Source organism: Caballeronia glebae (assembly GCF_001545035.1).
Lineage (GTDB): Bacteria > Pseudomonadota > Gammaproteobacteria > Burkholderiales > Burkholderiaceae > Caballeronia > Caballeronia glebae.
This window is the reverse complement of sequence record NZ_FCOJ02000048.1, coordinates 13,129-24,897: the sequence shown is the minus strand read 5'-3', so window position 1 is coordinate 24,897 and position 11,769 is coordinate 13,129. Positions and strand designations below refer to the sequence as shown.

At 64.2% G+C, this 11,769-nt stretch carries 8 protein-coding genes; 3 read left to right on the top strand and 5 right to left on the bottom strand.

Going from position 1 to position 11,769, the window contains the following annotated elements; all coding sequences use genetic code 11:
* The first annotated feature begins 18 nt into the window (after positions 1-18).
* On the top strand, positions 19-645 hold the full coding sequence (locus AWB82_RS26715) for a ParA family protein (protein WP_086972362.1): 627 nt from the start codon (positions 19-21) through the stop codon (positions 643-645).
* Positions 646-712: 67 nt separating this feature from the next.
* Here AWB82_RS26715 and panD read toward each other — a convergent pair whose 3' ends face one another.
* The 4 genes from panD to AWB82_RS26695 all read right to left on the bottom strand — a co-directional run bounded on the left by panD (position 713) and on the right by AWB82_RS26695 (position 3,110).
* On the bottom strand, positions 713-1,099 hold the full coding sequence (gene panD, locus AWB82_RS26710; RefSeq protein WP_086972361.1) for an aspartate 1-decarboxylase: 387 nt from the start codon (positions 1,097-1,099) through the stop codon (positions 713-715).
* Positions 1,100-1,113: 14 nt separating this feature from the next.
* On the bottom strand, positions 1,114-1,947 hold the full coding sequence (gene panC, locus AWB82_RS26705; protein ID WP_086972360.1) for a pantoate--beta-alanine ligase: 834 nt from the start codon (positions 1,945-1,947) through the stop codon (positions 1,114-1,116).
* 60 nt (positions 1,948-2,007) lie between these two features.
* The gene (locus AWB82_RS26700) at positions 2,008-2,835 is read right to left on the bottom strand and encodes a segregation and condensation protein A (protein ID WP_086972394.1); all 828 of its coding nucleotides are present in this window, start codon (positions 2,833-2,835) and stop codon (positions 2,008-2,010) included.
* An 86-nt stretch (positions 2,836-2,921) separates the two neighbouring features.
* The gene (locus tag AWB82_RS26695) at positions 2,922-3,110 is read right to left on the bottom strand and encodes a DUF3460 family protein (RefSeq protein ID WP_200818208.1); all 189 of its coding nucleotides are present in this window, start codon (positions 3,108-3,110) and stop codon (positions 2,922-2,924) included.
* A 399-nt stretch (positions 3,111-3,509) separates the two neighbouring features.
* Here AWB82_RS26695 and AWB82_RS26685 point away from each other — a divergent pair, with 399 nt between their 5' ends.
* Together AWB82_RS26685 and AWB82_RS26680 are read left to right on the top strand one after the other, a co-directional pair.
* Positions 3,510-5,243: an autotransporter assembly complex protein TamA gene (locus AWB82_RS26685; RefSeq protein WP_235023451.1), complete on the top strand. Its 1,734-nt coding sequence runs from the start codon at positions 3,510-3,512 to the stop codon at positions 5,241-5,243.
* Positions 5,244-5,277: 34 nt separating this feature from the next.
* Positions 5,278-9,420, top strand: a complete 4,143-nt coding sequence (locus AWB82_RS26680; RefSeq protein ID WP_086972356.1) for a translocation/assembly module TamB domain-containing protein — start codon at positions 5,278-5,280, stop codon at positions 9,418-9,420.
* A 79-nt stretch (positions 9,421-9,499) separates the two neighbouring features.
* Here AWB82_RS26680 and metG read toward each other — a convergent pair whose 3' ends face one another.
* On the bottom strand, positions 9,500-11,635 hold the full coding sequence (gene metG / locus AWB82_RS26675) for a methionine--tRNA ligase (protein ID WP_086972355.1): 2,136 nt from the start codon (positions 11,633-11,635) through the stop codon (positions 9,500-9,502).
* Positions 11,636-11,769 lie beyond the last annotated feature (134 nt).

Below are 11,769 nucleotides of genomic sequence, written 5' to 3'. Positions count from 1 at the left end.
CAAAATCCAGGACACTTCATGACCGTGATCGTGGTGGCAAACCCTAAAGGCGGCGTCGGCAAAAGTACGCTCGCAACCAATCTGGCCGGGTATTTCGCGGCGCAAGGCGAATGGATCGCGCTCGCCGATCTCGACAAACAGCGCTCGTCGCACGCGTGGCTTACGCTGCGCGCCGACACGCTGCCGAAGATCGAGGAATGGTCCATCGACGTCGATTCTCCCGCGAAGCCGCCCAAAGGTCTGGAGAAAGCCGTCGTCGATACGCCCGCCGGCGTGCACGGCAATCGCCTTTCGCTCGCGCTGGAACTGGCGGACAAAGTGATCGTGCCGCTGCAGCCGTCGATGTTCGACATCCTCGCGACGCAGGACTTTCTCACCAGGCTGGCGAAGGAAAAGGCGGTGAGGAAGGGCGCGATTCAGGTGGGCGTGGTCGGCATGCGCGTCGATGCGCGCACGCGCTCGGCCGAACAACTGCATCGTTTTGTGGAAGGACTGGATCTGCCCGTGCTCGGCTTTTTGCGCGATACGCAGAATTACGTGCAGCTCGCCGCTCACGGCCTCACGATCTGGGACGTGGCGAAGAGCCGCGTCGAAAAGGATCTGGAGCAGTGGGAGCCGATCATCGAATGGGTGTCGAAGAAATGAAAAAACCGGCGTCCGTTGAGGAATCGCCGGTTTTATCGGACTAAAAACGCGCGGGAATCAGCCCAGTTCAGGTCCAGTTCTGCGTCGGCACGTGATCGCGGTTGCCCTTGATGCGATTGCCGTCGTCGACGAAAACGAGGTTCGGCTTCCAGCCCGCCTTGATCTCTTGCTCGTCGACCTGCGCGAACGCCGCGATGATCACGAGATCGCCGAGTTGCGCGCGGCGCGCGGCCGAGCCGTTCAGCGAAATCATGCCGCTGCCGCGCTCGCCCTTGATCGCGTAGGTGGTCAGGCGCTCGCCGTTGTTCACGTTCCAGATGTCGATCTGCTCGTTTTCCATCAGGTTCGCGGCGTCGAGCAGGTCTTCGTCGATCGCGCACGAGCCTTCGTAATGCAATTCGCAATGCGTGACCGTTGCGCGGTGAATCTTCGATTTCAGCAGGGTGCGCTGCATGATGCTTCCTTCCTTCAGATTTCCAGATTGTCGATGAGACGCGTCGCGCCGAGCTTGGCCGCCGCGACCACGACGAGCGGCGCGTCCGTCTCGCCGGCGTCCGGCGCGATCAGGTTCGAGCGCTTGCGCACGCTGATGTAGTCGGGCTTCCAGCCGCGCTCGGCGAGCGCGTTCATCGCGTCGCGTTCGAGCGCGGCGATATCGCGGTTGCCCGAGAGCACGGCTTCCCGCACGCGCTGCAACGCGGCGGCCAGGTGCGGCGCTTCGGCGCGCTCGTCGGCCGAGAGGAACCGGTTGCGCGACGACAGCGCGAGTCCGTCTTCGTCGCGCACGGTTTCCGCCGCGATGATTTCCGTCGGCAGCGCGAACTGGTTGCACATGGCGCGCACGATCATCAACTGCTGATAGTCCTTCTTGCCGAACACCGCGACGCGCGGCTGCACGCACGACATCAGCTTCATGACGACGGTGCACACGCCCGTGAAGAAACCGGGGCGGAATTCGCCTTCGAGAATGTCGCCGAGATTGTGCGGCGGATGCACGCGATACTCCTGCGGCTGCGGATACATGTCCTGCTCGGTCGGCGCGAACAGCACGTAGACGTTCTCGCTTTGCAGCTTTTCGATGTCGTCCTGCAGCGTGCGCGGATATTTCTCGAAGTCCTCGTTCGGGCCGAACTGCAGACGATTCACGAAGATGCTCGCGACCACGGGGTCGCCATGCTGGCGCGCGAGGCGCATGAGCGAGAGATGGCCTTCGTGGAGGTTGCCCATCGTCGGGACGAAGGCGGTTCGGTTCTGGCCGCGCAACTGGTCGCGCAGTTCATGGATGGAGCTGATGACTTTCATCGAGCGGGTGTCTCCTGTCGAGCGGCCGGTCTTGCCGCCACGCGGAAAGGGTAAGAAAAACTAGTCGGGAGAATACGCGAGCCGCACGTAGATCGGCGCGAAGGGTTCCGCCTGCGTGATTTCGATCAGCGATTCGCGCGACAGCTCCAGCATCGCGATGAAGTTCACGATGACGACCGGCACGCCGCGCGTGGTGTCGAAGAGTTCCGTGAACTCCATGAAGCGCGCGCTCTGCAGACGCCGCAGGATCACGCTCATGTGCTCGCGCACCGAAAGCTCCTCGCGCGTGATCTTGTGATGCTGAACGAGCTTCGCGCGCTTGATGACGTCGGCCCACGCAGCGCGCAGATCGTTCATGTCGACGTCGGGGAAGCGCTGCTCGGCCGACTGTTCGATATAGATGTCCGCGCGCAGAAAGTCGCGGCCGAGCTGCGGCAACTGGTCGATCCTCTGCGCGGCGAGTTTCATCTGCTCGTATTCGAGCAGGCGCCGCACGAGTTCGGCGCGCGGATCTTCGGCTTCCTCGCCGGTGTCCGCCTTCCTGACCGGCAGCAGCATGCGCGACTTGATCTCGATCAGCATCGCGGCCATCAGCAGATATTCCGACGCGAGTTCCAGATTCGATTCGCGGATCTGGTCGACGTAGCCGAGATACTGCGCGGTGACATCCGCCATCGGAATGTCGAGCACGTTGAAGTTCTGCTTGCGGATGAGGTAGAGCAGCAGGTCGAGCGGGCCTTCGAAGGCTTCGAGAAAGATTTCGAGCGCGTCGGGCGGGATGTACAGATCGGTGGGCAGCTTCCACAGCGGCTCGCCGTACAGATGCGCGAACGCGACGCCGTCGATGGTGTCGGGCGTCGAGTCGGTTGCGGGCGTGACGAGCGCCACGGCGCGGTCCTCCCTTGCTTCGTCGTGCTTCGGCTCAGTCGGCGAATGCGCGGACGATTGCGGCTCGCGGCCGGCTGCGCTCACGTTCAGAAGTTCTGGTAATAGACGTAGGGCGTCTGGTTCACGCGCGATTGCTGTTGCTTGCTGCGCTCGTCGAGGTCGACCGGCTGCTTGTCCCACAGAAGCGCGCGGCCGCGGCGCTGTTCTTCTTCCAGCGAGGGCTTTTGCTCTTTCAACTGATTGATGAACTGGGTGATATCCGACTGATACATGATCCGGCTTCCGTTGGGGGTCGAGGCGCGCGCCTCTGTGTGACGATGTCGGCGAACGCGGCAGTCTGCGTTGCGCGTGTGATTTTGCCTGTGCCGGCGATTTTACCGCAAGCGTGCGGCCGCAACGCATATCGGCGCGTCGCTGTTTCGGCTCCAAAGGCGCACGCGCGTGCAGGTTTCGCGGAACCCGCGCGGCGCGAAGCCGTCCAAAGGCGCACGTCCGGCGCGAGACGGCCGCTTTTGCGGCGTGCGCGCATGCCGATGTGGTGAAATAGCGCCTGCGTCCGATTGCGTCGGCTGCAACTTTTACCTTTCGATTCCACTGTATCCCGATGCCGGAGGTCACGTTTGGCGGGCCGTTCGTTTGATCCGCTGCGCGCGTGGCGCGTGAAGCCGCGTGGCATGAGCCGCTGGCCGGCATTGATCTTCGCGTTGATCGCGTTAGGCTTCGCCGCGCCCGCTTGCGCCAAGTACGACGTCGACATCGATGCGCCGCGCAGTGTCAAAAAGCTGTTGAAAGACAACCTCGATCTCTCACGCTTCGCCAGGCGCGATGACGTGAGCGACGATCAGTTCCAGTTTCTCGTCACCGCGACGCCGAAGGACGTGCGTGATCTTGTCGCGACCGAAGGTTATTTCACGCCCGTCGTGCGCACGGACGTTACGACCGTCGACGACAAGCGCGAGGTCAAGGTGAGCGTCGATCCCGGCCCGCGCACGACGATTGCCTCGGTGCAACTGAATTTCACGGGCGCGGTGACGACCGAAGACCGCGTGCAGGAGAACGCGGCGCGTTTCGCGTTCTCGGTCAACGAAGGCGATCCTTTCACGCAAAGCGGCTGGGACGACGCGAAGAACGGCGCGCTCAGAGCGCTGCAGGCGAAGCGCTATCTCGGCGCGAAGATCGTGCGCTCGCAGGCGCGCATCAATCCGCGCGCGCATCTGGCCGATCTCTCCGTGACTTTCGACAGCGGCCCGACCTTCACGCTCGGCAAACTCGATGTGAGCGGCCCGAAACGCTATCCCGCGTGGATCATCGATCACGTGAATCCGATCCGCGAAGGCGAGATCTACAGCGTCGCGCGCCTGAACGAATTGCAGCGCCAGATCCAGAACACGCCGTATTACGCGAGCGTGGCCATCGACACGGACAGCGACGTCAACAAGCCGATCGAGACGCCGCTGCACGTGAAGGTGAGCGAGTATCCGTACAACAGCATCCGCTACGGCGTGGGTTACGCAACCGACACGGGTTTTCACATTCAGGGCGCGTACAGCTATCTCGATACGTTCGGCGCGGCTTATCCATTCACGATTTCCGGGCGGCTCGATCAGACGCAGCAATACGGCCGCGTGCAACTCGCGATGCCGCCGGATTCGAGCGGCTGGATCAACGTCGTGTTCGGCTCGTACACGATCACCGATGTGTCGAGCACGAAGATTTACAGCGCGCGCGTCGGCGTGCAGCGCTCGCGCTCGCGTCAGAACATCGACACGATGTATTCGCTCACTTTCTTCGACGATCGCCTGACGCAGAACGAGCCGAATCCTTCGACGGCGCGCGCGCTCGTGCCCGCCTGGACCTGGGTGCGCCGCGATGTCGACGATCCGCTGTTCCCGCGCCGCGGCAACATCATCCGCGCGGAGGCGGGGTTCGCCGTGAAGGGCGTGATGACCGATCAGACCTTCGCGCGCCTGTACACCAACGCGCAGCAATATGTGCCGCTCGGCAAGAACGATCTGCTCGTGTTCCGCGCGGAGTTCGGCGGCGTGTTCACGAGCGGGCCGTCGAGCGGCGTGCCGGCGTCGCTGCTGTTCCGCGCGGGCGGCGCGAACTCGGTGCGCGGCTATAGCTATCTGAGCATCGGCAACAATGTGGCCGGTTCGATCCTGCCGACCAAATATATGGTGACGGGCAGCAGCGAATATCAGCACTGGTTCACGCACGACTGGGGTGGCGCGGTGTTCTTCGACATCGGCACCGCCACCGACACCTGGGCCGAGCGCGTGTTCCAGCCGGGCGTGGGCATCGGTGCGCGCTGGCGCAGTCCGGTCGGCCCGGTCAACGTCGATCTGGCATACGGACTGAAGAACAAAAGCATCAAACCGTATCTGACGCTCGGCGTCGCGTTCTGATGCGCGTGAGAACGATGAAGGGAATTGAATTGGCATGACGGAACCGACCAAGCAAGCGGACGCTGAAACACCGCCGCCCGGCAACGCTGGCGGCGATGACGGCGGCGCGAAGAAAACGCCGCCGCGCAGAAGCGGCTGGCGCCGTCTCGCGCGCTGGATCGGCGTGCTCGCGCTCGTCGTCGTGTTGATCGCCGGGATCGCCGTCGGCACGGTTCTCTACGTGCTGACGACCGAACGCGGCACGCGCTACGCGTGGAACGCGGCCACTTCGCTGCTCAAAGGGCAACTGAGCGGCAAGCTCGACGGCGGCGCGATCGCGACCGGCCTGCAACTGCGCGACGTGCGCTGGAAAGACGGCAAGGGCACGGACATCGCGGTCGACAGCGCGTCGGGCCGCTGGGCGCTCACGCGCGATCCGCTGCGCTTCACGATCGACTATCTGCACGTCGGGACGATCGATGCGCGCATTGCGCCGTCGAACGAGCCGAGCACGAAAACGGAACTGCCGAAGGACCTGCGCATTCCGATTCAACTCGCGATCAACGATCTCTCCGTCGGGAAACTGCGCCTGCATCAGGGCGCCACGACGACCGAATTCTCGCATCTGCTCTTCAATGGCCGAAGCGACGGTCAGCATCACGAAGCGACGGTCCAGCGGCTCGACACGCCGTTCGGCGCCGTGACGGCCTCGGCGAAGCTCGATGGCGGCGCGCGACCGTTTCCGCTTTCCGGCGACGCGGGCTATGCCGGCAAGGTCGCCAACGAAACGGTGAACGTGAACGCGCGGCTCTCCGGATCGCTCGAAGACCTCATCGCGGATGTCGACGCGAGCGGCATGAAGCTCAACGGAAAGGCGCATGTCGAGGCGCTGCCGTTCGCCGACGTGCCGCTCAAATCCGCGCTCGTCACGTTCGATCACGTGAATCCGCAGGCCTTCAGCCCGAGCGCGCCCGAGGCCGATCTCGCGGTGCGCGCCGAGGTGAAGCCTGTCGCCGACGCGGACCCGAAGGCGTTCGTCGTGAGCGGGCCGGTGTCGATCGTGAACGCGAAGCCCGGCTCCATCGACAAAAAGCTGTTGCCGCTCATCGACGCGCACGCCAACGTGCGGCTCGACGCGTCGGCGCAAAGCATCACCGATCTCGACGTGCGGCTCCTGAAGAACGCGACCGTGACGGGCGGCGGCACGCTCGCGGGCGGGAAGGGCAAGTTCGACCTGAAAGTGGCGAAGCTCGATCTGAACGCAATCGAGCCGACGCTGCGCCCGACCGATTTCGCCGGGCCTATCGGCATCGAATTGGATGGCGACACGCAGCGCATCGCAGCCGACCTGAACGATCCGAAAGCCGCGATCCGCGCGCAGGCTAAAGTGAAGCTCGATCCGAAAGCGACCACGCTCGACGACGTGAAGCTCACCGTCGGCCCGGGCCGCGTCGAAGCGAGCGGCGTGCTGAAGAAGGACGCGAATTCGAGCTACGACTTGAAGGCGAAGATCGTCGATTTCAATCCGCTGCTGCTGCAACAGCAGTTGATCGCGCAAAAGTCCGCGCCGGTGAAGAAGGGCGCAAAGGCGGCGAGCAAGCCGGCCGCGCCGCCGCGCGTCGTGCAGGCGCGCGTGAACGGCACGCTGGCCGCATCGGGGCAACTCGCGCCGACGCTCACGGCCAAGGCGACCTTCAAGCTCACCGACAGCATGTACGACAATTTGCCGCTGACGGGCGAGGGCACCGTGCAAGTCGCGGGCACGCGCCTGTTGCCGAGCAAGGCGACGCTGTCGGTGGCAGGCAATAACGTCGATCTGAACGGCAGTTTCGGCGCGCCCGGCGACCGGTTGCGCTTCAAGGTCGATGCGCCCGCGCTCGAACGGCTCGGCTTCGGCGTCGCGGGCACGGTGAAGGCGGACGGCGATCTGACCGGCTCGATCGCGCATCCGAACATCGCGGCGAATTATCAGGCCGATGGCGTCGTGTTCGGCGCGAACCGGCTCGGTCACGCGGAAGGCCGCGCCGATATCCGCGACGGTGCGAACGGCGCGCTCGTCTTCACGTTGAAGGCGCGCGATGCGAGCACGCAAGACGTCGAGATTGCGAATCTCGACGCGAGTCTGAACGGCACGCGCGCGCATCACACGCTCGACATGACCGCTGCCGGCAAGGTGCGCGGCCAGCCTGTGAATCTCGCGCTCGGCGCGAACGGCAAGTTCACCGATGCGCCCGACGGCCCGCATTGGGACGGTTCGATCACGAAGCTGTCGAACAAGGGCACGCCGTCGCTGAATCTCGAATCGCCGCTCTCGGTGAGCTACGGTCCGAAGCGTCTCGTGCTCGGCGCGACGAGGCTCGTCGGGGAAGGCGCGGCGCTGAATCTGAAGTCGTTCGCGATGGAAAACGGCCGCCTGCAATCGGCCGGCACGCTCACGAACCTGTCGGTGCAGCATCTGCTCGAAGTGCGTCAGATATTGACCGGCGAGGAGCCGCCGATCCGCACCGATCTCGTCTTCGACGGCGACTGGAACTTCACCCTCGGCGCGACCGCGACGGGCTACGCGCAGGTCAAGCGCCGCGCCGGCGACGTGACGATCGACGGCACGCGCGGCCTGTCCGCGCTCGGTATCGCGGATATTTCGGCGCGCGCGGATTTCAGCAACGGCAATCGGCTGAACGCGACGCTGCACGCGCAGGCGAGCCGCATCGGCGTGATCGATGCGAACGTGCATACGCCGCTCGTCAATCGCGACGGCATGCTCACCATCGACGACAACGCGCCGCTCACCGGCGGCATCGACGCGAATGTTCCCGAGTTGCGTACTACGGGCGGCCTGCTCGGCGCGAACTATCTGCTCGGCGGCAGGATCGCGCTCAAGCTCGTGATCGCGGGCATCGTCGCGAAGCCGAATCTGTCGGGCTCGCTCACCGGCGACAACATTTCCGCGACGGTCGTCGATCAGGGCGTGCAACTGAAGGACGGCATCATCCGGATCGCGCTGTCGGAGAATCTGGTCGACTTGCAGCGCGTCGAGTTTCATGGCGCAAGCGGCACGTTGCGCGCGACCGGCAAGGTGCGGCTCGACCAGCAACAGCCCGATCTGACCGCGAGCATCATCGCCGACAAGCTGGAGCTGTTCGCGTCGCCGGACCGCGAGCTGATGTTGTCCGGCAAGGCGACGATCGCGAACGCGGGCTTGCAGGGCGGCATGGCGATCGATGGCAAGTTCACCGTCGATCACGCGCTCATCGATCTGCCGGAATCGTCCGCGCCCTCTCTCGGCGACGATGTCGTGATCGAGCGCCCCGACGGCACGATCAAGGGCGATAACCAGAAGATCGCGGCCGCCACCGAAAGGCCGGTCGGGCCGTTCACGCCGCGCGCGAACATCGAGATCAATCTCGGCCAGCGCTTTCGCTTCAAGGGCGCGGGCGCGGATCTCGGGCTCGCGGGCATCATCACGGCGACGAGCGCGCCGGGCATGCCGCTGCGCGCGGTCGGCAACGTGCGCGTGACGACGCCGGGTTCGTCGTACACGGCCTTCGGGCGCAAGCTGAACATCGAGAACGGCTTCTTCACGTTCAACGGGCCGGTGGCGAATCCGGGCCTCAATATTCTCGCGATGCGGCGCAATCAGGAGGTCGAGGCGGGCGTGCAGGTGACGGGCACCGTGCAGGCGCCGGTCGCCAAGCTGATCTCCGAGCCGAGCGTGCCCGACAACGAAAAGCTCTCGTGGATGCTGTTCGGCCACGGCACGGATCAGGGCAACAACGTCGGTCAGCAGAGCGCGATGACGAGCGCGCTCGCGTTGCTCGGCAGCAAGGGCGGCGCGAAGATCGCGCAGACGGTCGGGCTGGACGAGTTCACCGTCGGATCGAGCGAAGTGGGCCTGACCGATCCGCAAGTCGTGCTGCTGTCGAAGGCGATCAACGAGCGGCTCGTGATCGGCTACGAGCAAGGCCTGCAATCGGCGAGCAACGCGGTCAAGGCGACGCTGAGCCTGTCGCGGTTCTGGGCCGTGACGGTCTATGGCGGGACGTATCAGGGCGTCGATCTTTCCTATACGCGGCGATTCAATCGCTGGTCGCGGCTGTGGTCGTCGTCTACGTCGGCTGCGCGGGCGTCGGCGGCGGATTCCGCGTCGGCGCCGTCGGGCGCTTCGGCGGCGGACCCATCGCCGCCGGAGGCGGACTGAACTCACGCGCCTGCAAACACGAAGGGCACGCGATTCGCGTGCCCTTCGTGTTGTCGAACTGCCGTTTCGATGCGGCGCCTTACTTCACCCGCATGCCCGGCTTCGCGCCGCTATGCGGTTCGAGAATGTAAAGGCCCGGTTCGGCTTTTTCATCCGTGGCGGACGCCGCCAGCACCATCCCTTCCGATAGACCGAACTTCATCTTGCGCGGTGCGAGGTTCACGACCATCACGGTCAGCTTGCCGATCAGATCCTGCGGCTGATACGCCGACTGGATGCCCGAGAACACATTGCGCGTCTTGTCCTCGCCGATATCGAGCGTGAGTTGCAGCAGCTTGTCGGAACCCTCGACGGCCTTGCAATCGACGATTTTCGCGATACGCAGATCAATCTTCGCGAAGTCGTCGATCGAGATCACGCCCGGCTCTTCCTCTTTCTTCGCTGGCGCTTTCGCCGCAGCCTTTGCCGGAGCCGCGACGGCCGCGGCGTCCGCGCCCGTTTGCAGCGATTCGCGATTCGCGGCCAGCAACGCCTCGATCTGCTTCGGATCGACGCGCGTCGTCAGATGCTTGTACGCGTTGATCGCGCTGGCCGACGACAGCGGCCTGGCGGCATCGGCCCAGACGAGCGGCGCGATGCCGAGGAACGATTCCACCGATTCCACCAGCTTCGGCAGAACCGGCTTCAGCGCGAGCGACAGCAGGCGGAACGCTTCGAGGCTCACGCTGCAGGTTTCGTGCAGCGCAACGGCGTTCGCCGGGTCCTTCGCCTGGTCCCACGGCTTCGCGGTATCGACGTAGGCGTTGACGGTATCGGCGAGTTCCATCGTCGTGCGCAGCGCGCGGCCGTATTCGCGCGACTCGTAGTAGTCGGCGATCTGCGGAACCGCCGAACGCAGTTGCGCGATCAGCGGATGATGCATCGCGCTATCTTGCACGCGGCCGTCGAAGCGCTTGATGAGAAAGCCCGCCGCGCGGCTCGCGATGTTCACGTACTTGCCGACGAGATCGCTGTTCACGCGCGCCTGGAAATCGTCGAGGTTCAGGTCGATGTCTTCCATCGTGCTGTTGAGCTTCGCGGCGAAGTAGTAGCGCAGCCACTCGGGATTGATGCCCGTGTCGATCACGCTCTGCGCGGTGATGAACGTGCCGCGCGACTTCGACATTTTCGCGCCGTCGACGGTCAGAAAGCCGTGCGCGAACACGTTCGTCGGCGTGCGATGGCCGGAGAATTCGAGCATCGCCGGCCAGAACAGCGTATGGAAATACAGAATGTCCTTGCCGATGAAGTGATACTGCTCGGCCTTCGAGCCGGGCTTCACCCATTCGCCGAAATCCACGCCAATGCGGTCCGCGAGATTCTTGAAGCTCGCGTAATAGCCGACAGGGGCATCGACCCAGACGTAGAAGTACTTGCCCGGCGCACCGGGAATTTCGAAGCCGAAGTACGGCGCGTCGCGCGAAATGTCCCAGTCGGCGAGCTTGGCTTCGCCCTTGTCGCCCAGCCATTCGCGCATTTTGTTGGTGGCTTCGGGCTGCGCGAGACCGCTCACCCAGGCGCGCAGGAATTCCTCGCAGCGCGGGTCGGAGAGCTTGAAGAAGTAGTGCGTCGATGTCTTGCGGATGGGCGTCGCGCCCGAGACGACCGAATACGGATTGATGAGTTCGGTCGGCTGATAGGTCGAGCCGCAGACTTCGCAGTTGTCGCCGTACTGATCCTTGGCGCCGCACTTCGGGCACTCGCCCTTGATGAAACGGTCCGGCAGGAACATTTCCTTCACTGGATCGTAGGCTTGTTCAATGTCGCGCGCCTCGATCAGGCCTGCTTGCTGGAGCGCGCCGTAGATCGTATTGCAGAGGACGCGGTTTTCCTCGGCATCGGTCGAATAGTAGTTGTCGAACGAGATGCCGAAGCTGTCGAAATCGCGCTTGTGCTCTTTCCACACGCGCTCGATCAGCTGTTTCGGCGTGATGCCTTCCTTCTCGGCGCGCAGCATGACCGGCGTGCCGTGGGTGTCGTCCGCGCCGACGTAGTAGACCTCGTGGCCATGCATTCGCAGCGTCCGAACCCAGATATCCGTCTGAATGTACTCGACCATGTGGCCGATATGAATCTGACCGTTCGCATACGGCAACGCGGACGTGACGAGGACCTGGCGGCCGCCGTTTTGGGCGGCAGGCGCGGCGGGGGCAGTGGCTGAAATCGGTGCTGACATAAAGGCGCGGCCCGGTGGGAGTGCTTGGGGTTGTGAAAAAAGGCGGGCTTCGATTTTAGCAGGGAGGGGACAGGCGGGCAGACTTGTGGTCGCGCGGTGCGAATCGCTGTTATGTCGCGGCTATAAAGGCGCGA